This window comes from Nitrososphaerota archaeon (assembly GCA_016872055.1).
GTDB lineage: Archaea > Thermoproteota > Nitrososphaeria > Nitrososphaerales > Nitrosopumilaceae > Nitrosotenuis.
The window spans coordinates 24317-46828 of record VHBH01000006.1 but is presented as its reverse complement, the minus strand read 5'-3'; the positions used below and the strand labels follow the sequence as shown (position 1 = coordinate 46828).

The following is a 22512-nucleotide window of genomic DNA, read 5'->3' as shown; positions in this document are numbered from 1 at the left end:
TATACAAGAAAGGCGAAAAGGTGGACGTCATAGTATTGTATAATGTAAAGAAAGATGCGCAAAAATTCCTAGTAAACAGCGAGGGCAATCTGGACTATGCATTCAATATAGCCGATAGACTCTGCCTGGCAAATATGAAATCACAATTAACTATCTTGGAAATACGATAAAGAAATTCCCTTACGAAATTAGATAACTATCTAGTATATGTTGGGGCAGCTACTGATCTGCTTCTTGCGTATTTTTCGACAATCTCTTCTGGCAGCTTACCATTGAACAAGTCCTTGCAGAGTCCTCGTAGATATCTCATAATGGCCCAAGTCCCTGCCTTGATCAAACCATACATGAAAATTTTCATTGGTGGACCATAGGTCTTATTTCTCAGGATAATAGGAACAATGTCATTGATTACGCGTAAGTTATTCTCCCAACATCTCCAAAATAATGTGAATTGGGCTTCGTTGAGGTTTCCAAAGTGCATCGAATTCTTTTCAGAAAAGTCTTGGTATAGTAATGGTGCGACTAGTCCCCTAAAGTTGGTCTTTCTAAAGTCCTCGATTAGGTCTATTGTATACTGAGTCTCATCTGGTGTTTCATCTGGCCATCCAATAATCAGTGTGGCTGCCGGGAACCAATGGTTTTCATTCATTATTCTTGCACCTTCTCTCACAACCCATCCCCATTCGTCAGTTGAGAATGGCTTTGTTTTGACACCCAGATGCTTTTTGACCATCCTTGGCGCAACTGTCTCTATTCCCAAATTTGTTGCAAGCCATCTGCCGTTTGTGTGCATTTCGTTGATCTCTGACATTTGTTTTAGTAGTGTTGGGTCTGCCGCAATTGCTGAGAATGTCATGTGTGTAGTTCCAACAAAGTTTGCTCCCAGGCCCTTGAGGTTTTTCCACAGGTCGGTAATTGCGTCCCTGTTTGGCTGGAAATCCTTGTTGTCGCATCCGTATAGCAGCATCTCATCAGAATGCAACCAAATTGAATCAAATCCGTAATCGAGATTTATCTTTGCCTCATGCCTTAGTCGCTCTATTGGCAGGTCCTTCTTTGAGCGCTTGTTCACATCACAAAAGTCGCATCCACGGCCGCATCCTCGCATTGCCTCTATAAGCGAGTTGACAGTTGGACCTTCAATCACTGGAATGTTTTGTATGTTTTTGACAAAGCAGTGCATTAGCTCTGGTGCATCTCCGCTTTCCAAGTCCTTGAATAAATCAAGTGCAAGCTCGTCTGCTTCGCCTACTACGACTGTGTCAATTCCATGAATCTTCATTCTATCGGATTTTGCAAGCTCCCATGCGCCGTTTCCGCCTACTACAACTTTGAAATCATATTTTTTCTTTAGCTGGATGATATTTGCGCACATGCGCTTGAACTTCATTGCAACATAGGATAGTTTTTCAGGAGACATGGTTGTGGTGACTGGCGCCATTCCAAGTGGGTCCATTACGTTGATGCCAACTACTTTGGTCTCTGGACCGATTGCCTTGGAGAGGTAATCCGGGTTTGCAACAAAGATCTCATCTCGTCTATATCCTTGGAGTAATGCGGATTCTACTCTTCTTAATCCAACTTGGGCTACCTTTGCCTCGCCGGTAATTGGGTCGGTCTCTACTGCTGGACAAAAAACCTTGTCAAATACCCATTCTGGGAGCAGCTCATACGGGCCGCATGCAATAAACCCATAAAGGAAATTTCCGCGATAGTTTGTCATTAAACTGCGGTCAGCAGTAAGAACAATACGTTTGCCAGACAACTAACCACTGACCTTCTATATGGTATAAATTATTTTCCCGGTCTCAAACTTAAATTACAATCAAATCTACATATATTATGAAAGATGTGTCCGAGCCCCGTCACATAGAGCCACACATGTCCGAGTCCAGCGGAGTTAGAGATTTTGTATTTGGGTTTGGGGATGGAATCAACACATCACTTGGTATTGCCGCGGGAGTGGGTGGTGCCGAAGTTTCATCGAATATTATCATTTTAGCTGCCTTGGTAGGAATGTTTACTGGGGCAAAAGCAATGGCAGTTCAGAATTATCTGGCAGTCAAAGCCCAGAGGGAATTACTCAAATCCGAAATTGCTCGCGAAGAATGGGAAATTGAGAACAAGCCGGAAATAGAGCGCCAGGAAATCGAGCAAATCTACAAGGCTAAAGGCTTTGAGGGAAAGGATCTTGAAATGATTGTAAACAAGATTACATCAAACAAAAAAGTCTGGCTGGACACAATGCTAACAGAAGAGCTAAAGCTAAACGTGGATGTACTTGGCAATCCGTTTAAGAGCGCACTAAGAATGTTTGGTGCATTTTTAATCGGCGGAATATTGCCGATAATTCCATTTTTCTTTGCGCAAGGATACATACCATTGATAATAGCAATTGGAATAAGTCTGTCCACGTCTTTTGCAGTCGGTGCAGTAAAGTCAAGGCTTGCTCAGACAAACATTATCAAAGGCGGTCTTGAAATGGCAGGCCTAGGAACTGGAATAGCACTAATTGGATTTGGAATTGGCTCGGAGCTTGCAAATCTTGGAATTATCGACGTCTAGCCAGATTTGCAATGTTTGATGCAACTGCCCCCGCACCAATACCATTATCAATATTCACTACAGACAATCCAAGAGAGCAGCTCTGAAGCATTGATGCTAGTGCAGCAACTCCTTTTTCTCCATAGCCATATCCTACGGATGTTGGTAGGCCTATTACCGGCACATTGACCAAGGATGATACTACAGATGCCAACGCCCCTTCCATTCCAGCGGCTACAATAATCACATCCACATCGGACTCGATGAATTTTTTTATGATTGGAAATATTCTATGCATGCCGGCAATTCCGACATCATGTGCTGTTATTGCATCACAGTGCATTGCCTCACATGTGAGTCTGGCCTCTTCTGCAACACCAATGTCTGAAGTGCCCGCAGTCACAATTCCCACTTTTCCGCCTGTGCCTTTGAGCGTGTTTTTGTAGATCAAAAGGGTGGTAGTGTTCTTGCCGTCCTTGATTTTGAGCCTTTTTGTCTTTGCAAATTTGACTATTCCAGGATAGTCCTTTTTTTGAATTCTCGATATTAGAACAGAGTTTGATTTTTCCATTATACGTATAATGATTTTTTTGATTTCCTCTGGGGTTTTTCTTTCTGCAAATATCACCTCTGGAATACCTTTGCGGTGCTTTCTACCCATGTCAATTTGGGCAAAATCTTCTATCTTTTCAATTGAATATAGTGAAAGGAGTTTTTTTGCCTCTGACACAGTAATCTTGCCGATTTTGAGTGATTCTAAAACATCTGTTACTTCCATTATTTTAGATTTGATTGACTTAATTAAAAAACTGATCAGATGCCTGCAAGTGCAGACTTGACACTTTCTACTCCCTTGAGGAAGTTTTCCTTTTCTTGCGCATCCAAGTCCAGCTCGATTATTTTTTCTACTCCCTTTCTGCCAATCACTGCCGGAACGCCAATTGATACACTGGACTGACCGTATTCTCCGTCCAACGGCGTTGCAACTGGAATTACCTTCTTTCTGTCTTTTAGTATGGCGTCAACTATGGTAGAGATTGCATTTCCTGGGGCATGAACCGTTGCACCCTTGAGCTCAATTACCTTGGCTGCCACCTGCTTTGTGTTCTGGACCAGTTCTGCAAGCTTTTCTTTTGGAAGCATTGAATTTAGCGGAATTCCTGAAACTGTGGAAAATCTTGGTAATGGCAACATATTTTCTCCGTGCTCGCCTATGACTAGTGCGCGAATGGATTCTCTAGAGTGGCCTGTTGCCTCATGAATGAACTGGATGAATCTTGATAAATCCAACATTCCGCCCATTCCTACTATTCTGCTTCTATCAAAGCCTGATGTCTGAAATGAGATGTGAACCATTGGGTCAAGTGGGTTTGTGACTGGAACTATGATAGAGTCGTCTGCGTATTTTTTGATATTCTCGACTACTCCTTTTACAATTCCTGCATTGATCTTGAGCAGATCCATTCTGGTCATGCCTGGCTTGCGTCCTGAGCCTGCCACAACTACAACAACCTTGGAGCCCTTCATTTCTGAATAATCGTTAGAGCCTCTGACTGTGACATCAATTCCCTGCTCTGACAACATGTGGTTGATGTCCATTGCCTCACCTTGTGGCAATCCGTTTACTACATCTAACAGTAGAATTTCTTTGTCGACCTTTTTTAGTGCAGAGAACAGTGCTGCATCTCCGCCAACTTTACCTGAGCCGATAATTGTAATCATTTACATTTTGCGACTTTTTTACTCTGTAATTAAATCTACTGTAGACAAATGAATCAGTATATTCCTCTCAAACACTGTCTTCAGTTACGATTTCGTTTATTCCAACTAAAACTCCCGCAATTATGTCGTCACAAGATCAGTCTCATGCTAATTGTTTTTTTATTGTGTTTGAATGTAATCGCTATCATTAGATCACAGTATTTACAAATAATCGGAGGAGAGATCATATTAGTTAGGGAAAAAAGGCACCGACAAACTCATCTTTGAATCTCAAATAAAGAATAGATAGAAATCACTGCAAAAGATATTGTAAAAACAACAATAATCTGGCGTAAAATTGTGTTTGCAGATATGAGAATTTATATGCATTTTTGAAGCCTTGTTGATATGGTTATTGTAATAGATCCGCAAATTGCCGGAATCTCTGGAGACATGTTGCTTTCCGGCTTGGTGGATCTTGGAGCAAAAAAATCCAAAATTATTTCAGGGGTAAAAACATCAGAAAAATTCCTACATCATTCCAAAATAACAAAAATTGATTTTAAAAAAATAGACAAACATGGCGTCAATGCCACCTCCTTGTTCTTGAAACTAGATGAGCAACACCATGAAAGAAAAGGAACCGAAATCCGGAATTGTATTGAAAAAACTGCACAAAAAATCGGATTATCTGAGAAAGCTGTAAAATTTGCCAAAAACAGCATAGAGACACTAATCTCTGTAGAATCTAAAATCCACGGCGTGCCAAAGAATTCCGTTCATTTTCATGAGGCGGCAAGCATTGATACTGTGATTGATATTGTCGGCACCGCAATAGCCTTAGATGATCTCAAATGTTTTGATCACCAAATAATCACAATGCCTGTTGCTGTGGGAAACGGCACGGTCTCATTTTCTCATGGCGTTGTTTCAAATCCGGCAGGGGCCATTTTGGAAATATTTGCAAAATCGGGTATAATAATTTCTGGAAACAATGCAAAATCAGAGCTTACCACACCTACTGGAGCCTGCATGTTAGTAAATCTGGTAGATAGATGCGTCCAGCACTATCCACTAATGAAGATAGACTCGGTAGGATATGGGGGAGGCCAGAAAAACTTTGAAGGATTCTCCAACGTTCTAAAACTGGTACTGGGCGAGCAATCCCATCTGGAATCCGACACTGTGAGCATCTTGGATACAAACGTCGATGATGTTTCAGGCGAAGTGCTTGGGCACGTAATTGACAAGGTAATGTCAAGTGGCGCAAAGGATGTTTCTATAATTCCAACAGTGACCAAAAAGGGAAGGCCGAGCCACATGATCTCTGTAATTTGCTCTCCAAAAGACGTGGACAAGCTAGCAAATATCCTAATTTCAGAGACTGGAACACTGGGAATACGAATTCGCTCATCGGAAAGATTTATCGTTCCAAGAAAAATCATCCCAATTAAAGTAAAAATACAAAACAAGGATCTCACAGTACGGTGCAAAACCACAGGTAAATCCTTCAAAATAGAATACGATGATATCAAAAAGATCTCTGAGAAGTTAGCCATGACATTCAAGCAAACCGAAGAATTAATCAAAGCCGAAGTAAGAAAGCAACTAAAATGAAACTAGATTCTCTGAATAATTGGTTTTCTGATAAGAAAAGCGTCCTTGTTGCACTGTCTGGTGGAGTGGACAGTGCACTAGTTGCATATTCTGCATATCATGCTCTTGGAAGATCTGCAATCGCAGTCACTGCTGACTATAAAACATTGGCGCAAGAAGAGCTGGAATCTGCCAAAAAGATCTGTCAAGAAATTGGAATTGCACACCTAATCATATCGTATGACGAGCTGCAAAATCCAGATTTTGTCAAAAACGACCAAAATCGGTGCTTTCACTGCAGATCCGAGCTTGCAGACCACCTCATCAGATTAGCTAGGGAGAAAAACATCGAGATAATAGTGGATGGGACAAATCTTGATGATCTCGGTGATTACAGGCCAGGCATAGTCGCGCTACAAAACAACGGAATTAGGAGCCCACTTGTAGAGTCTGGCCTGACAAAAAAAGCGGTACGAGATACAGCGAAATCAGTCGGACTCTCTGTATATGATAGGCCGTCAAACTCTTGCCTTGCCTCGCGCATTCCATGGGGACAAAGAGTCACTGCAGAAAGACTGGCAAGAATTGAGATGGGCGAAATATTTGTCAAGCAGGCAGTCGGGGCACGTCAGGTACGTGTTCGTGATATAAGCGGTGCAGCAAAAATCGAAATAGGTATTGACGAACTACATTTACTCCAAAACACAAATCTTGAGGAATTAACATTCAAACTAAAGTCAATTGGATTTGAATCTGTATCGATAGACGAAACTGGATACAGGCCGGGCAAAATCAACGTGATTGCTGATTGATATATCTGGATCATGCTGCATCTACTCCCATTGCCGATTCTGTACTGCAGGAAATGATGCCGTATCTGAAGGAAAACTATGGTAACCCTTCCTCGATTCATAGATTTGGGAGACTAACTATCAAGGCAATCGACTCTGCAAGAAAAAGAGTGGCAGAACTAGTTGGCACAAGTCCTGGCGAGATTCTCTTTACTTCTGGTGGAACCGAGTCCAACAATACTGCCATAAATGGAATAATGAACCAAAACAAATCAGGGCAGCTCATCACCACATCAATTGAGCATGATGCAATACTAGAGCCGTGCAAAAAGCTAGAGTCTTCTGGATTTGATGTTGCATACCTCCCAGTTAATACCACTGGACTAGTTGATCTGCAAAAACTTGAATCGATAATTTCTGAGAAAACCTATCTAGTGAGCATAATGCTTGCAAACAACGAGGTTGGAACAATCCAACCAATTGCTGAAATTGCAAAAATCTGCAAAAAATACAATGTACTTTTGCACACAGATGCAGTCCAGGCAGTGGGAAAAATCCCAGTCAACGTAAAGGAATTGGGAGTTGACCTAATGTCGATATCCTCTCATAAGATAAACGGGCCAAAGGGAGTAGGCGCACTGTACATAAGAAATGGCGTCAAACTAGATCCATTCATCTTGGGTGGTGGGCAGGAAAACGGAATGCGTTCTGGCACGGAAAACGTAGCAAACATTGTGGGGTTTGGAAAAGCATGCCAGATTGCTAAAGAGAATCTGAAAGAAAGTACCAAAAATCTCGAAAACCTCCGCAATTACTTGGTGCAGCGGGTCTTATCAGAAATATCCCATGTTACGGTAAATGGCAACAAGGAAAAGCTTCCAAACAATGCACACTTTACATTTCTAGGAGTTAATGGTGAAGACCTCATCATAAAGCTGGATGAACATGGCGTTGCAGCATCAACAGGTTCTGCATGTTCTGTCAAGACGCAAAAGGCATCGCACGTCCTACTGGCGATGGGTTTTTCTCATGAGCAAATTACCGGTTCGCTTCGGTTAAGTCTTGGCATATCAAATACAAAATCAGAAATTGACCAGACAGTTGAGGCTCTAAAGATTATAGTGGCAGAGCTGCGTTCGGTTTCCCCGTTTAAGATAAAATACGGATTCTAACTAAATCGCAAAAACGCACTTTTCTTTGACAAGACCAAAACGGATGACACTGCAACTACTAGTATCAGTATTGCGATTGGGCCAAATTCTGGCACCACATAGGTTCCAATTATTTCAATGTCAGAGTCGCCATCCTGGAACTGGATTGTAATGAATCTTGACTCTGGTCCTGTTGAGGATTCCTGGTATGGTACCTGCTGCCCATCAATATGGATGATATACTTACCATCATCACCGGTTCTACCGTTAGCGCCTGTTTTTGCGTCAATCCACTGTCTTCCCAAGTCCAATGTTATGTAGCCGTCACTGTCTGCCTGTATTGTGACTACTAGTCCCAAAATTGCTGGGTCTACTATGATGTTCTTTATTGTGCCACCTTTCATGATATATGGAATATCAAATGTTCCTTGGTCTCCTGCCCTTACCTCAAAAATTTGTGATGGGTTTTGTCCTGCCGCAGTAGTTTGAAAATCAAATCTTGTCTCAAAGACGTTTCCCGTGACGCCGTATGATGCCTGGACTACATATTTTCCATCGGTCTTAAAGTATGGTCCGTCTGCAATCAACGAATAGCTATACGTGCCATCCTGCGAAACATCTACCTGGGCAATATGCACGCGGTTTGTCTCACGAAATACTTGGATTAACAGGGGGGTGTTTGACAAAAAGACATCAACCTTGCCTGATATTATTACTGCTTCCCCTTCCCTGTAAAATTGCTTGGCTACGCAGATCTGACTACATTCTGTCTGGGCAGATGCAAAGCCATAGCTCAGCGGTGCAAATGCAGCTAGAAACAAAATCAAAACGTGACTAATCTTCACACCAAAACCTTAGGATAATCGTATATTTCCTTTTCTAGGAATTTGTAGTAAAAAATGAAAAAAGTATAGAGACTTTAGTATCTTGGTGAGATGCTAAGTCGTGTTCTTGCAGAAACAGCAATTATAGATACAATTGCTACTGCGAGAATGATTGCTGCCATTGTGCCAAATTCTGGAACTGCATAAGTACCTATGATCTCAATCTGTGAAGCGCCTTCTTCGAATGTGATCTCTACAACTCTTATCGAATCGTTGCTATCTACTTCTTCAAAGTCTGCCTCTGCATCATCAACTAAGACAATGAAATTTGCATCGGAACCATCATCCGTCGCATCCATGACTTCTCTTGGTATTGTGAGGTGTATGTGTCCGTCGCTTACAGCTTCGATTTGCAGGACTAGTGATTTTGTTGCACTACTGACAGTGGCCTTTGTTACTACTGCTCCATCTATTTCATATTGGATGCAGACTACTTCACTGCCGGCTTTTACTGCAAGCTCACCATCACTACATGCTCCTCCATGAGATGGTGCTTCACCTGCGAGTTCAATTGTGGTCTTATCATTGATTTCTTGTGGACCATATTGTGCTCGAACGGTGTACATACCATTTGCATTGAAGAGAGCGCTTGCAGTGCTAAACACTGTTTCAAATGTCTTGTCTTCTGAAACTTCAACTTGGTGAACACTTACGATGTTGTTTTGTGGACCTATCACCGTAATTGTTACTGGAAAGCCAGGCTTGATATTTGCAACAGTCCCACTTACTACTACTTCGGATTCGTGGTCATAGACCTTTGAATCTGTCGACACAGTAACTGGTAACAAATTCTGTCTTGCCAATTCTGCTCTTTCGTAAATGTCGTCGCCGCCACAATCTGGACATGCCTCCTCGTCGTAGGTAGATGCATAAGTTGGTACTATTGCTAAAGTGCCTGCTGCAGCAATTATGGCAATTAGCACGGATAGTGCATAACTATTCATCTTGATTGGCGTTTAGAATACTGACTATTTATGTATATTTAAAAAAATGAAAAAGGTTAGGGGATCTAGTATTTTGGTAGTATACTTAATCTGCTTCTCGATATGGCAACTATTGATACAATTGCCACTGCAAGAATGATTACTGCGATTGTTCCAAATTCTGGGATCACAAAGCTTCCGTAAATCACGATTTCAGTGGTTCCGTCTTCAAATGGTATGGTCAAAGTGCGATCTTCGGAGGTGGTTGTTTCCTCAAAGCCCACATCGACTCCATCTACTTCGACGAAAAAGCTGTCATCTTCACCGCTCATTCCGTCTGGACCAAGTCTTGCATCAAGAATGCCTCTTGGGATAATCAGGGTTACTTCTCCGTCACTTGTAGTCTCTATCTCTACGGTTAGGGACTTTGCATCGAAGTCTGGGGTGATGCTGAGTATCTTACCGCCAGTTATCTTGTATCCAACTGATCCCTCGTCTGGGTTTGCCAGCGAGAATTGTGGCATTCTCGGTCCTGGAATTGCGTCTCCGGAGCCACCAAACTCAAAGCTAGTCTCTGCAGTTCTTGTTGCTGTTCCATATAGCACCTTTACGGTGTATTCTCCAGCAGATCTCCACAGAGGACCGCCAGCAGTCAGGTCAATTCCAAATGTTCTATCATCTGAAACTGGTAGTTGTTGAGCAGTAACCAAGTTTCCGTTGGCTGCAAAGACTTGCAAAGTCACATCATAGCCAGACAGTCTTTCTCGGACTGTGCCTGATACTGTGATTGTCTCTCCGTCCTCGTATGCCTCTTTGTCGGTACTAACTGTAACTGCATCTACAAATTCCTGAGCAAAAGCTGGTATTGCTACTGAGCCTGTAGCCAGAATTGTAAACAACGCTAGTGTTGCGTACAGAGTATTCATCTTGCTTTCTCGTTCTAACGAATACTATTTAAGCTTAGTAAAAAAATCATTGACTAATAACGAAAAATATTGGATTTTTGCGCAGATCTTGATTAACTATATATAAAGTCTTTTTAGAGTTTTTTTAGTTTGTTTGGTAATTTTCAAGATTTAGCTAATGCTATCCATGGTGAGAAAAATGGCAACTAAAAAAACACACGTTCTAGTACCTGATCACATTTACGTACCAAAACACGAAATCATGACTAAAAAAGAAGCAGAAGAAGTTCTCAAAAAATTCAACTGCAAGCCAACTGAGATGCCACTGATTTTTGCAAACGATCCAGCAATTATCGGACTTGGCGTAAAACCTGGAGACATGATGAGAATCACAAGAAAAAGTCCAACTGCTGGCGAGAGCATCTATTACAGATATGTGGTGGAAATCTAAATGACAGACCCATCTAACAAACGCTGGCCAATCATACAAGACCTACTAAAAAGAGAGGGAATTGCAAGACAACACCTAAACTCATTTGACGAGTTTCTGGAAAGAGGATTGCAAAGCATCATTGACGAAGTGGCACAAATTGACATTGAAAATGCAGAATATCCATACAGGATTCAGCTTGGCAAAGTAAAACTACAACAGCCAAGAATGATGGAACTTGACGGCTCTATTACTCATATTACTCCAACAGAGGCAAGACTGCGAAACGTATCGTATTCTGCGCCAATAATGATGGAGTCAAGCGTAGTAGAAGACGGAAAAATCCTGGAATCTAGATTCGTCCACATTGGAGACATTCCAGTCATGGTACGATCCAATGCATGTATTCTACACAATTTCTCTACTCAAAAATTAATTGAACACGGCGAAGATCCAAACGACCCAGGTGGTTACTTTATCATCAACGGTTCTGAGCGAGTCATAGTAGGACTGGAAGATCTATCCTACAACAAAATCATCGTCGACAAGGAAAAGGTTGGTGGCAATGATGTCTACAAGGCTAAAGTCTATTCTTCCATTGTTGGTTACCGCGCAAAACTAGAACTGGTAATGAAAAATGACGGACTAATCGTAGCAAGAATTCCAGGTTCTCCCGTAGACATTCCAGTAGTCACTCTGATGAGGGCGCTTGGTCTAGAGTCTGACAGAGAAATCGCGGCATGTGTTTCTTTGGTTGAATCTATCCAAAATGAATTAGAGGCGTCATTTGAAAAAGTGGCTGAAGTACAAACATCAAAAGATTCCATCGTGTATATTTCAAAGAGAATTGCGCCAGGTATGCTAGAAGAATTCCAGATCAAACGAGCAGAAACATTGCTTGACTGGGGCTTGTTGCCGCACCTCGGAAAGCACCAAGAAAACAGAAGAGAAAAGGCCCAATTCTTAGGTGAGGCAGCATGCAAACTAATCGAGCTAAAGTTGGGCTGGATTTCTCCAGACGACAAGGACCACTATGGAAATAAAGTAATCAAGTTCGCAGGACAAATGCTAGCTGACCTGTTCAGAACTGCATTTAGAAACTTGGTTCGCGACATGAAATATCAACTAGAAAGATCCGGACAAAAAAGAGGAATCAATGCAGTAGCAGCTGCTATTAGACCTGGCATTGTATCAGACAAACTAAACAACGCAATTGCAACAGGAAACTGGGGCAGAGGTAGAGTCGGCGTAACACAACTCCTAGACAGAACAAACTATCTATCCACAATTTCACACCTTCGAAGAATTCAATCACCATTATCCAGAACACAACCAAACTTTGAGGCAAGAGACCTGCACCCAACTCACTTTGGAAGAATCTGTCCAAGCGAAACACCAGAAGGCTCTAACTGTGGACTAGTCAAGAACTTGGCATTATCTGCTATAATATCAGTAAATGTTTCACCAGAAGAAATCATCGAAAAGCTCTATGACTTGGGCTCGGTACACTTCACTGATGCTAAAGAGGATCTAAAGCTAGACGGAACACGTGTCTTTGTCGATGGAAGACTAGTTGGCTACTACAAGGATGGCGACAAGCTGGTAGAGTCATTGCGTGAACTGAGAAGAAACTCCAAGATTCACCCACACGTAGGAATTTCATTTTTCAAGCCAGACGTGGAAGGCGCAACAAAGCGACTTTACGTTAACTGCAACGCGGGCCGTGTCTTGAGGCCATTAATTGTAATCAAGGACGGAAAACCACTACTCACACAAGAATTAATCGACAAAGTATCTAAGAAGCTCATGTCTTGGAATGACCTTCTAAGAATGGGAATCATTGAGCTAAACGATGCAAACGAGGAGGAAAACTGTTACATCACAATAGAAGACAAGGACACAAAGAAATTCACCCATCTGGAAATATTTCCACCCGCAATCTTGGGAGCAGGAGCATCGATCATTCCATATCCAGAGCACAACCAGTCCCCAAGAAACACATACGAGTCTGCAATGGCAAAACAAAGCTTAGGATTTTCAACACCAATGATGAACACCAGCACCTATGTTAGACAGCACTTTATGTGGTATCCACAAACACCAATTGTTACCACCAAAGCGCTAAACTTGCTTGGAATGGAGGACAGACCGGCAGGACAAAACTGTGTGGTTGCTGTACTACCGTTTGACGGATACAACATTGAAGACGCAATCGTAATTTCCAAAGCAGCGGTGGATAGGGGCCTAGGAAGAACATTCTTCTATAGAATCTATGAGGCTGAAGCAAAACAATACCCAGGCGGAATGAGAGACAACTTTGAAATTCCAAATGCCGAAGACAACATACGAGGATACAAGGGAGAAAAGGCATATCGATTACTAGAAGAAGACGGAGTTATTGCAACAGAGTCAAACGCTGTTGGTGGAGATATTCTGATTGGCAAGTCCAGTCCTCCAAGATTCATGGAAGAGTACAGAGAGTTCGAGTCCAAGGGACCGTACAGAAGAGACACATCAATTGGCGTTAGACCATCAGAGACTGGTGTTGTAGATACAGTAGTCATGACACAATCCAACGAGGGCGGCAAAATGTACAAGATTAGAGTTAGAGATATGAGAATTCCAGAAATTGGCGACAAATTTGCATCAAGACATGGACAGAAAGGTGTAGTTGGAATTTTGGCAAGATATGAGGACCTACCATATACTGCAGAAGGAGTTATTCCAGACGTACTGATCAACCCACACGCATTCCCATCACGTATGACAGTTGGAATGTTCATGGAATCTGTGTCTGGCAAAGCAGCGGCAGTCAGAGGCGCGAGATTTGACGGCTCTGCATTTGTCGGAGAAAAAGTAGAGGAAATCAAGGCAGCACTCGAGGGCTCTGGATTGAAATATTCTGGTAAAGAAATAATGTATGACGGCAGAACTGGAAAGCCATTCCCAGTAGAGGTCTTCATTGGAGTTGTGTATTATCAAAAACTGCACCACATGGTGGCAGACAAGATTCACGCAAGAGCAAGAGGCCAAGTCCAAATGCTGACCAAGCAACCAACAGAAGGTCGTGCAAGAGGAGGAGGACTCAGATTTGGTGAAATGGAACGAGACTGCCTAATTGCATATGGTGCATCGATGATTCTCAAAGACAGATTACTAGATGAATCAGACAAGTCTGAAATCTATGTTTGTGAGCGATGCGGTCTAGTTGCATATCATGATGTTAAACAACGAAAATACGTTTGCCGAGTCTGCGGAGACAAGGCAAAGGTTTCATCAGTTTCTGTGGCATATGCGTTTAAGCTATTGCTTCAGGAAATGCAAAGCCTCAACGTAGCGCCAAGACTAATGATCAAGGAGAGAGTGTAATTGTCAGTTCAAACAGTAAAGTCAATTGACGGAATCAAGTTCTCAGTTTGGTCACCAACCGAAATTCGAAAATACTCTGTAGCCGAAATCACGGCACCAGAGACATACGACGAAGATGGAATGGCAGTCCAAGGAGGACTCATGGATGGCAGACTAGGAACACTGGAGCCTGGACAAAAATGCCTCACATGCGGAAATACCGCGGCAAGATGTCCTGGCCACTTTGGCCATATAGAACTAGCAGAGCCAGTATTACACATTGCGTTTATCGACAACATTCACAAATTACTGTTAGCAACATGCCGATCTTGCTCCAGACTAAAACTCCCACAGGAAGACCTTGACAACTACGGCCAAGTTCTCAAAAAGGAAGCAGCATACACAATAATTTCTCAAAAGAGAATTCCAGATGAAATCCTAGACAAGGCTAAAAAAGCAAAGGAATGCCCGCACTGTGGAAAACCGCAATACGACATGATATTTACCAAACCAACAATATTTATCGAAAAAACCGAAATTGGCGAGCACCGACTATTACCAATCACTATACGAGAGAGATTTACACAAATCAAGGACGAGGACCTAAGATTACTGAACTATGATCCAAACACTGCAAGACCAGAATGGTTCATCCTGCAGGTATTGCCGGTACCACCAGTGACTGTTAGACCTTCAATTATTCTGGAAACAGGTATTAGATCAGAAGATGACCTAACCCACAAAATGGTCGATATTATTCGTGTAAATCAAAGACTAAAGGAAAGCAAGGATGCGGGAACCCCACCACTAATCGTCCAAGACCTAGTTGATCTATTGCAATACCACACAACGACATACTTTGATAATGAGGTTTCTGGAATCCCACAAGCTCACCATAGATCTGGCAGACCACTAAAAACACTAACTCAACGACTAAAAGGAAAGGAAGGAAGATTCAGAGGATCACTATCTGGTAAAAGAGTAGACTTTTCCAGCAGAACCGTAATCTCTCCAGACCCGAGCCTTGATCTGTCCGAGGTAGGTGTGCCAGAGGCAGTAGCAAAGAAGCTCACAATTCCGGAAATTGTAACTGAGTGGAACATTGAGAGAATGCGAGAGCTGGTAATCAACGGACCTGACAAGTTCCCAGGTGTCAATTATATTGTAAGACCGGATGGCGTCAAAATCAGACTGGATTTCGTAGAGGATCGCTCTATAATTGCACAAAACATAGAAGTTGGATATCTAGTGGAGCGACACTTGGCAGACGGCGACATTGTAATGTTCAACAGACAACCATCACTTCACCAAATGTCGATTATGGCTCACTATGTCCGTGTACTGCCGGGAAAAACATTCAGACTACACCCATCTGTATGTCCGCCATACAACGCAGACTTTGATGGAGACGAAATGAACTTACACGTACCACAAAGCGAGGAAGCTAGAGCAGAAGCAATTCTACTGATGAGAGTACAAGACCAACTTATTTCGCCTAGATACGGCGGTCCAATCATCGGAGGCCTTCGTGACTTTATCACTGGATCATACCTTCTAACAAAAGATGAGACAATGCTCACACCACAAGAATTTGCAAACTATGCAATGCTTGGTGGATACGAGGGAACATTCCCAGAACCAGCAGCAAAAGGAAAAGACGGGCCAATGTACACTGGTAAGCAACTCTTCTCATTATTCTTGCCATCAGACTTTAACTATGTAATCACATCAAAGTGGTCCAAGGGAACAAAAGGTGCACAAAAAGACGTTGTAATTAAGAACGGTCAGCTGATCAGCGGTGTAATTGACAAGGCATCAATTGGCGCAGAAGAACCGGAAAGCGTCTTGCACAGAGTTGCTAAAGACTATGGTAACGCGGTTGCAAAGAAATTCCTCAACTCTGTACTAATTGTGGCAAAACAATTCATCACTCACTATGGATTCAGCTATGGTTACTCTGATCTGGAATTATCAGAAAAAGTACGATCCGACATCCATGCAGGAACTGACGAATCGTACAATACAGTATATGATTTAATTTCACAGGCAAAGAAAGGTACACTAAAGCTTACTAGAGGACTTTCTGCAGACGAGGCGCTAGAAGCCTATATTGTAAACGAATTATCAAAAGCAAGAGACAAGGCAGGTAACACGGCTGATCAGCAGCTAGACAAAAACAATGCCGCAAGAATCATGGCAACAACAGGAGCCAGAGGATCATCACTTAACATTGGGCAGATGGCAGGCGCACTAGGACAACAGTCAATTCGTGGTAATAGACTAAACAAGGGTTACAACAACAGGGCACTGCCACACTTTAAGGTAAATGACGATAACCCAGACGCACACGGATTTGTAAAATCAAACTATAGGGACGGATTATCCACAATAGAATTCTTCTTCCATGCAATGGGAGGAAGAGAAGGACTGGTAGACACCGCAGTCAGAACTCAGCAGTCTGGTTACATGCAGAGAAGACTAGTCAATGCACTAGAGCACATCAAGCTAGAATACGACAATACAGTGCGTGACCCACACGGACATATCATCCAATTCCTGTATGGAGAAGACGGAATTGATGTTGCAAAGTCCGACCACGGCGAGGCGTTTAACATCAACAGACTAATCGAATCGGAGACAATCGTAGATTCAGGCAAGAAAATCACCAAAGAAGAAGCAGAAGACATGCTAAAGAAATACACAAAGTCATTCAACCCAAGACTTACCAGCCTAGTCGACGAGTCCATCTTGCACTCTAAATTATCTAAAGAGGGAACTGAAAAAGTACTCAAAAAGGCAGTTGACTTGTACCACAAGGCAAAGGCCGAGCCGGGACAAGCGGTGGGAATTGTGACTGCACAATCTATCGGAGAGCCAGGAACCCAGATGACACTAAGAACATTCCACTTTGCAGGAATCAGAGAACGAAACGTAACACTAGGCCTGCCTAGACTAATCGAATTAGTAGATGCAAGAAAGAAGCCAGTAACACCAACCATGGACATCTACTTGGAAGAAAAATACAAAAAATCCAGAGAGAAGGCAATCGAGGTCGCAAGAAACACACTACAGACCAAGATACAGGCACTGGTAGAAGACGTAGATACTGACTATGCAACACAAATCACAATTGAGCTCAGCCCAACCGCACTCTCCCAGAGAGGTTGCACGGTTGAAGAAGTCGAGGCAGCACTCGCATCAAACAAGAAATTCAAAATGGAGACTAGTGGCAACACCATCACACTAAAACTGGCAGAAGAATCTGATGCTCCAACTGCAATTGCAATTAGAAACAAGGTACTAAACTCAACAGTAAAGGGAGTACCAGACATCACACGTGTAACAGTTGCACAAAAAGACGACGAATGGGTCATCCAGACAACCGGTTCTAATCTGGCAAAGGTGCTGGAAATCGACGGAATCGACAAGGAAAACGTCAGAACAAACAACGTCTTTGAGATAGCAGCAACACTTGGTATAGAGGCTGCAAGAAACGCACTGATAAACGAATTATCAACAACTCTGGAAGACCAAGGACTGGAAGTCGATTCCAGATACATCATGCTGGTATCAGACATGATGTGCTCTCGTGGATATCTACAGCAAATCGGTCGACACGGAATTGCAGGCACCAAGGACAGTGTCTTGGCAAGGGCAGCATTTGAAATTACAGTACCAACGATTGCAGAGGCCGCTCTTACAGGAGAAATTGAAGAGCTCAAGGGTGTAACAGAAAATGTTATCGTGGGATCAAACATTCCAGTTGGTTCTGGAACAGTAGACCTCTACATGCAAGTCTCAAAGAACTAATCACTAGTTATCTTCAAAAGCCAGCAGAGCATTCTACAAAACATTGCTAGCATTATTTTTTGTCCCGTTGCTCTTTTCAAGTGCGTTTGCAGAGCAAATCCCAGATTACTACAAGCCGTACGCGCCAATCTACTTTGACAGGGACGTCTATTCTTGGACTGAGAAGGTTAGAATTACAATTGCTGCACCTGCGTGGAACGCAAATCAATACGGAATTGATTCAATTGGTGCTGATTCTGATCATCCAATCAAAATCTACACATCATCTGCATCTTTGAATCGATACAGGCTTACAGAGACCAGTCCAAACAGCGGAGTCTTTACAGGAGAGATAATTCTTTCCGGATTTCTACATGATGCAGACGGAGACGGCGATAATGATACTAGGCCGCGAACAAGCGGCAGTGGTCCAACTGGAGGATTTTTGGAAGCAAAACGTGATGATGGATTGACTATATCGTTTGAATTTGCAGATGGAGTTGTCCTAACAGAATCTGCCCAAATTCAATGGAATGTCGGTGAAGCTGAATTTTCAAATCCAAATTATTTGGAGGATGACCAAGCTATGATTCGAGTAATTGATCCTGACATGAATCTAAATCCAGAAACCCTAGATAATGTACAAATCGTTGTATCATCTGACTTGGATTCTGCAGGAATCAAAGTCATTGCAACAGAAACAGATGACGAGTCTGGAATCTTTGAGGCGATAATAATTCTGACGCAAAGCAATGACTCCAGCGGAAACACTTTGCGTGCATCAGAAGGTGATACCATCACCGCAATATACAAGGACAGGACACTGCCTGCGCCAAATTCCATGCTAGATGACCTAGACATAATTGCAAAATCGCAAATTGGTTCCGGCTCTCCTAGGGCACCAAAAATTGCAATTGATGAAATTTATCTGGCTGACTCGCAAGGAATGCAAATCCAAAACCCAAAACAAAATCAGCAGCTCCAAATCATAACGCACATACAAAGCCTAGAATCACACAAGCAAGACTTTACCAATATTATTCAAATCACTGACCAAAACGGTGCAGTTGTCTCATTATCGTGGATTGTCGGCAACCTGAATTCGGGCCAAAACTTTGAGATATCCCAGTCCTGGACTCCAAAGAAGAAAGGTGATTATACAATAGAGGCGTTTGTGTGGAAATCACTCAGTGATGCAACGCCACTCTCAGAAGCCCAAATGCAAAAAATAACAATCCAGTAGCACCCAAGAATATTATAGACATCTCTACATTCCGAGTATAATGGCAAAAACAATACTGTCAATTCTGACAGTAAGTGTATTGTTGTCTGCCGCATTTTTCACATCGTTTGCAGTACAGGCTGCCGAGGCCGAAAAGGCACAAGGCACACAATCCAAGATGTATAGCTCAAAGACTGCAAGTAAGATTTGCGGCGATAAGCTTTGCAAGGACGTAAAGAAATCGTCTGCAAAACCTGAAACGCCATCTGAAAAAGCAAAACTCTTCGCATGCACCAAAGAGTACATGCCGGTTTGTGGAGCAAACGGCATCACATATGGAAATCAATGCATGCTAAAGGCAGAGGGAATGAATCTTGCATACAAAGGAGAATGCAAGACACCAGCAAAGCCTCAAGAAAAGCCAGCAGAAAAACTATTAGCTCACAAATCTATCATAACCTCCAAGACTGCCACCTCTGCAACTGATCCGGGCCTTGGCCACGAGTCACACCAGCTAGTGTTAGTCTTATCTCCAAGCAAGTCAATCTACAAAGGAATCATTACGTATTCGGCATCCCAGCCAGTACAGCTAGTAGCACTAACTGGACCTCTTGCTGAAGGAGAAGACAAGGGCCAACCAATCTGGACGCCAGACGGTAAAACAAAATTTGCACTGACAGTAGTTGACACACAAACAGCGTCTGGTACATGGAACTTTGCAGGAAATGCAATTGCAATTCATACAAGAAATACAGAACCGTTTACCGTAAGCTACACTGTCAGCTATATGGAAAAAGAATCCACTGAAACTATCAAGACCGGCACTCTAACTTCTGCAACCGATCCTGGAGTTGGGCACGAATCGCATCAGCTAGCACTGATCCTCAAACCATCTGAAAAACCGTACAGCGGCCTTCTAACATATTCGGCATCCCAGCCAGTACAGCTAGTAGCACTAACTGGACCTCTTGCTGAAGGAGAAGACAAGGGCCAACCAATCTGGACGCCAGACGGTAAAACAAAATTTGCACTGACAGTAGTTGACACACAAACAGCGTCTGGTACATGGAACTTTGCAGGCAACGCACTTGCAGTACACACAAAAACTACAGAACCATTTACTGTAAGCTACACAGTTGTAGCATCACAGTAACCTCTTTTCTTATTTTTAGTTAAAATTGCAAAACCGTACATTTGATCAAAACATTCAAGGGTAAATCTATAAAGGAGCTGTTTCGGATCGACATTACACAGTGATATAATTGGGAAAACTCTTAGAAAAAGCACTCAAGGACGCACTAAACGATAACAAATGCGTACTGGGTTCAAAGCAAGTAATACAATCAATCAAGGGCGCAAAGCTAGTTGTAATTTCAAACTCAGTAACGCCAGACGAACTAAAAAAAATTCAAGACTCGACTAGTGATGGAAAAATCTCAACACTAAACTTTAGTGGAACATCAATCGCGCTAGGAAAATTGTGCGGATTACAGTTTAGAGTTTCAGCAGCTTCACTAACATCCATTGCCGACTCTAATGTCAAGGCAATCCTAAAAGAAGAATCCAAATGATCACTGAAAGTTTAAATGAGAGCCATCTCGGTCTGAGATAATCCGTCGATATGCCACAAACAATCAAACTAACAACTGATCAAATGCGTTTGATCTCGCTTTTTCAAAACGTAACCGGTGCGTCTGCGCGTGATTGTGTGGAAGACGAAAAGCAAAACCGCGTAATTTTTGTAGTAAATGAGGGAAAAATGGGCCTAGCAATCGGTAAGGGCGGCGCCCATATTAGAAACCTGCAGAACATTGTCAAAAAATCAGTAGAACTAGTTGAATATTCTGATGATCCAGCCGTGTTTTTGAAAAATATGTTGAACCCAAAACTTGTAACTGATGTAAAGCTGAACAAGCGCCTTGATGGTTCAACTCAGGCTATTGTATTAGTTGATGCCAAAAAGAAAGGTATCGTAGTGGGCAGAGAAGGAAGAAACGCAGAAAAGGCAAGGCTGCTTGCAAAACGATACTTTGAGATTACAAGCGTTTTAATTAACAGTCAGGACAGGATGATGGAGTAGATATGGCAAAGTCACCACTAGGACTATTCGCAGGACGCGTACTCAAGGCAAAGCGCAAGCGACAACGCTGGCAAATTGGCACCTACAAGCGCAGACTATTAGGATTGAACATAAAGGCAAACCCACTTGGAGGTTCTCCACAGGCTAGAGGAATTGTTTTGGAAAAAGTTGGCGTTGAGGCAAAGCAGCCAAACTCCGCAGTTAGAAAATGTGTTCGAGTACAACTGATCAAAAATGGCAAAACAGTAACTGCATTTTTGCCACGAGACGGCGCAATGAACTTTATTGATGAACACGACGAGGTCCACGTAGAGGGAATGGGTGCAACACAAGGCGGCGCAATGGGAGATATTCCAGGTGTACGATTCAAGGTTTTCAAGGTTAATGGTACTTCACTGCGGGAGCTAGTCCGCGGAAGAAAAGAAAAACCAAGGAGATAGAAATGGCCGAGACTCAGAATCTTTTGCTATTTAGAAAATGGGACCTGACAGGAGTAGAAATCAAAGATCCAGGCCTCAAGACAGTAATTTCTCTGCGCAAAGTAGTATACCCACATACATTTGGCTCATCGGCTCTTAAGAAATTCAACAAGGCCGATGTCAACATTGTGGAAAGACTTGCAAACAAGCTGATGCACTTTGGGAAAAAATACGCCAAGAACACCGGCAGAATGGGGGGCAAAAAGGCAAGAACCATGAACACCGTAAAAGCTGCATTTGAAATCATTCACCTAAAGACAGGCAAAAACCCAATCGAGGTTTTGGTGCGAGCAATTGAGCATTCGTCACCAAACGAGGACACCACAAGAATAGTGTATGGCGGTACTGCATATCACGTATCAGTTGATGTCTCACCACTACGAAGAGTTGACCTCGCACTGCGCTTCATCTCTGATGGTGTCAAAGAGTCATCGTTTTCAAATCCAAAATCAATGGAAGAATATCTAGCAGAACACCTGATTGCGGCAGCTGCAAACGATGCGGCAGCTCCTTCCGTCAAAAAGAAAAACGAACTAGAGCGCGTAGCACAGGCATCTAGATAGTATTCAGAAAATATCTATTCTGCCTTAGAATTTCTTAATTCTGCAACACATTATCGGGTAACATCTCGACTGAAATGAGTCCATATTTCATACAAGCTCTAATGTC

Annotated in this window: 19 protein-coding genes; 13 read left to right on the top strand and 6 right to left on the bottom strand. The window is 42.6% G+C overall.

The window, feature by feature from the left end:
* Positions 1 to 196: 196 nt before the first annotated feature.
* Positions 197 to 1723, bottom strand: coding sequence for a B12-binding domain-containing radical SAM protein (locus FJ354_05520; GenBank protein MBM3906120.1), 1527 nt, complete (start codon positions 1721 to 1723; stop codon positions 197 to 199).
* Between the two features lie 119 nt (positions 1724 to 1842).
* On the opposite strand from FJ354_05520, the gene FJ354_05515 reads away from it, so the two are divergent.
* A complete protein-coding gene (locus FJ354_05515) occupies positions 1843 to 2565 on the top strand; it encodes a hypothetical protein (GenBank protein ID MBM3906119.1) in 723 nt (240 codons plus the stop codon).
* Here FJ354_05515 and larB read toward each other — a convergent pair.
* Complete coding sequence (gene larB, locus FJ354_05510; GenBank protein MBM3906118.1) at positions 2552 to 3322, bottom strand: nickel pincer cofactor biosynthesis protein LarB; 771 nt, start codon at positions 3320 to 3322, stop codon at positions 2552 to 2554. The genes FJ354_05515 and larB overlap by 14 nt on opposite strands.
* 35 nt (positions 3323 to 3357) lie before the next feature.
* Positions 3358 to 4266 (bottom strand): malate dehydrogenase, encoded by a 909-nt coding sequence (locus FJ354_05505; GenBank protein ID MBM3906117.1) that lies wholly within the window; start codon positions 4264 to 4266, stop codon positions 3358 to 3360.
* A 387-nt stretch (positions 4267 to 4653) separates the two neighbouring features.
* Here FJ354_05505 and larC point away from each other — a divergent pair, with 387 nt between their 5' ends.
* Genes larC through FJ354_05490 form a run of 3 tightly spaced genes read left to right on the top strand, consistent with a single transcriptional unit; the run spans position 4654 to position 7804 of the window.
* The gene (gene larC / locus FJ354_05500; GenBank protein MBM3906116.1) at positions 4654 to 5862 is read left to right on the top strand and encodes a nickel pincer cofactor biosynthesis protein LarC; all 1209 of its coding nucleotides are present in this window, start codon (positions 4654 to 4656) and stop codon (positions 5860 to 5862) included.
* Positions 5859 to 6653 (top strand): ATP-dependent sacrificial sulfur transferase LarE, encoded by a 795-nt coding sequence (gene larE / locus FJ354_05495; GenBank protein MBM3906115.1) that lies wholly within the window; start codon positions 5859 to 5861, stop codon positions 6651 to 6653. Before larC ends, larE begins: the two co-directional genes overlap by 4 nt.
* Entirely contained in the window at positions 6650 to 7804 is a 1155-nt protein-coding gene (locus FJ354_05490) for a cysteine desulfurase (GenBank protein MBM3906114.1), read from the top strand. Before larE ends, FJ354_05490 begins: the two co-directional genes overlap by 4 nt.
* On the opposite strand, the gene FJ354_05485 is transcribed toward FJ354_05490, so the two are convergent.
* The 3 genes from FJ354_05485 to FJ354_05475 form a co-directional block, all read right to left on the bottom strand.
* On the bottom strand, positions 7801 to 8628 hold the full coding sequence (locus FJ354_05485) for a PEFG-CTERM sorting domain-containing protein (GenBank protein ID MBM3906113.1): 828 nt from the start codon (positions 8626 to 8628) through the stop codon (positions 7801 to 7803). The genes FJ354_05490 and FJ354_05485 overlap by 4 nt on opposite strands.
* Positions 8629 to 8702: 74 nt before the next feature.
* Positions 8703 to 9611, bottom strand: a complete 909-nt coding sequence (locus FJ354_05480) for a PEFG-CTERM sorting domain-containing protein (GenBank protein ID MBM3906112.1) — start codon at positions 9609 to 9611, stop codon at positions 8703 to 8705.
* 65 nt (positions 9612 to 9676) lie between these two features.
* Complete coding sequence (locus FJ354_05475; protein ID MBM3906111.1) at positions 9677 to 10516, bottom strand: PEFG-CTERM sorting domain-containing protein; 840 nt, start codon at positions 10514 to 10516, stop codon at positions 9677 to 9679.
* A gap of 178 nt (positions 10517 to 10694) precedes the next feature.
* On the opposite strand from FJ354_05475, the gene FJ354_05470 reads away from it, so the two are divergent.
* From FJ354_05470 to FJ354_05430, 9 genes are all read left to right on the top strand, one after another.
* A complete protein-coding gene (locus tag FJ354_05470) occupies positions 10695 to 10946 on the top strand; it encodes a DNA-directed RNA polymerase subunit H (GenBank protein MBM3906110.1) in 252 nt (83 codons plus the stop codon).
* Positions 10947 to 14294, top strand: a complete 3348-nt coding sequence (locus tag FJ354_05465; GenBank protein MBM3906109.1) for a DNA-directed RNA polymerase subunit B — start codon at positions 10947 to 10949, stop codon at positions 14292 to 14294.
* Positions 14295 to 18083, top strand: coding sequence for a DNA-directed RNA polymerase subunit A' (locus FJ354_05460; GenBank protein MBM3906108.1), 3789 nt, complete (start codon positions 14295 to 14297; stop codon positions 18081 to 18083). It begins immediately after the preceding gene.
* Between the two features lie 43 nt (positions 18084 to 18126).
* Positions 18127 to 19305, top strand: coding sequence for a hypothetical protein (locus FJ354_05455; protein ID MBM3906107.1), 1179 nt, complete (start codon positions 18127 to 18129; stop codon positions 19303 to 19305).
* Positions 19306 to 19345: 40 nt separating this feature from the next.
* Positions 19346 to 20437: a hypothetical protein gene (locus FJ354_05450; GenBank protein ID MBM3906106.1), complete on the top strand. Its 1092-nt coding sequence runs from the start codon at positions 19346 to 19348 to the stop codon at positions 20435 to 20437.
* A gap of 109 nt (positions 20438 to 20546) precedes the next feature.
* On the top strand, positions 20547 to 20855 hold the full coding sequence (locus FJ354_05445) for a 50S ribosomal protein L7ae (protein ID MBM3906105.1): 309 nt from the start codon (positions 20547 to 20549) through the stop codon (positions 20853 to 20855).
* A 50-nt stretch (positions 20856 to 20905) separates the two neighbouring features.
* The gene (locus FJ354_05440; protein ID MBM3906104.1) at positions 20906 to 21364 is read left to right on the top strand and encodes a NusA-like transcription termination signal-binding factor; all 459 of its coding nucleotides are present in this window, start codon (positions 20906 to 20908) and stop codon (positions 21362 to 21364) included.
* A 2-nt stretch (positions 21365 to 21366) separates the two neighbouring features.
* Positions 21367 to 21804, top strand: coding sequence for a 30S ribosomal protein S12 (locus FJ354_05435; GenBank protein ID MBM3906103.1), 438 nt, complete (start codon positions 21367 to 21369; stop codon positions 21802 to 21804).
* A 2-nt stretch (positions 21805 to 21806) separates the two neighbouring features.
* Positions 21807 to 22406, top strand: a complete 600-nt coding sequence (locus FJ354_05430; protein ID MBM3906102.1) for a 30S ribosomal protein S7 — start codon at positions 21807 to 21809, stop codon at positions 22404 to 22406.
* The last annotated feature ends 106 nt before the right edge of the window (positions 22407 to 22512 follow it).

Coding starts and splice junctions, on each gene's coding strand:
- FJ354_05520 (MBM3906120.1), bottom strand. CDS start 1,723: ATGACAAACTATCGCGGAAATTTCCTTTATGGGTTTATTGCATGCGGC.
- FJ354_05515 (MBM3906119.1), top strand. CDS start 1,843: ATGAAAGATGTGTCCGAGCCCCGTCACATAGAGCCACACATGTCCGAG.
- larB (MBM3906118.1), bottom strand. CDS start 3,322: ATGGAAGTAACAGATGTTTTAGAATCACTCAAAATCGGCAAGATTACT.
- FJ354_05505 (MBM3906117.1), bottom strand. CDS start 4,266: ATGATTACAATTATCGGCTCAGGTAAAGTTGGCGGAGATGCAGCACTG.
- larC (MBM3906116.1), top strand. CDS start 4,654: ATGGTTATTGTAATAGATCCGCAAATTGCCGGAATCTCTGGAGACATG.
- larE (MBM3906115.1), top strand. CDS start 5,859: ATGAAACTAGATTCTCTGAATAATTGGTTTTCTGATAAGAAAAGCGTC.
- FJ354_05480 (MBM3906112.1), bottom strand. CDS start 9,611: ATGAATAGTTATGCACTATCCGTGCTAATTGCCATAATTGCTGCAGCA.
- FJ354_05475 (MBM3906111.1), bottom strand. CDS start 10,516: ATGAATACTCTGTACGCAACACTAGCGTTGTTTACAATTCTGGCTACA.
- FJ354_05470 (MBM3906110.1), top strand. CDS start 10,695: ATGGCAACTAAAAAAACACACGTTCTAGTACCTGATCACATTTACGTA.
- FJ354_05465 (MBM3906109.1), top strand. CDS start 10,947: ATGACAGACCCATCTAACAAACGCTGGCCAATCATACAAGACCTACTA.
- FJ354_05450 (MBM3906106.1), top strand. CDS start 19,346: ATGGCAAAAACAATACTGTCAATTCTGACAGTAAGTGTATTGTTGTCT.
- FJ354_05440 (MBM3906104.1), top strand. CDS start 20,906: ATGCCACAAACAATCAAACTAACAACTGATCAAATGCGTTTGATCTCG.
- FJ354_05435 (MBM3906103.1), top strand. CDS start 21,367: ATGGCAAAGTCACCACTAGGACTATTCGCAGGACGCGTACTCAAGGCA.
- FJ354_05430 (MBM3906102.1), top strand. CDS start 21,807: ATGGCCGAGACTCAGAATCTTTTGCTATTTAGAAAATGGGACCTGACA.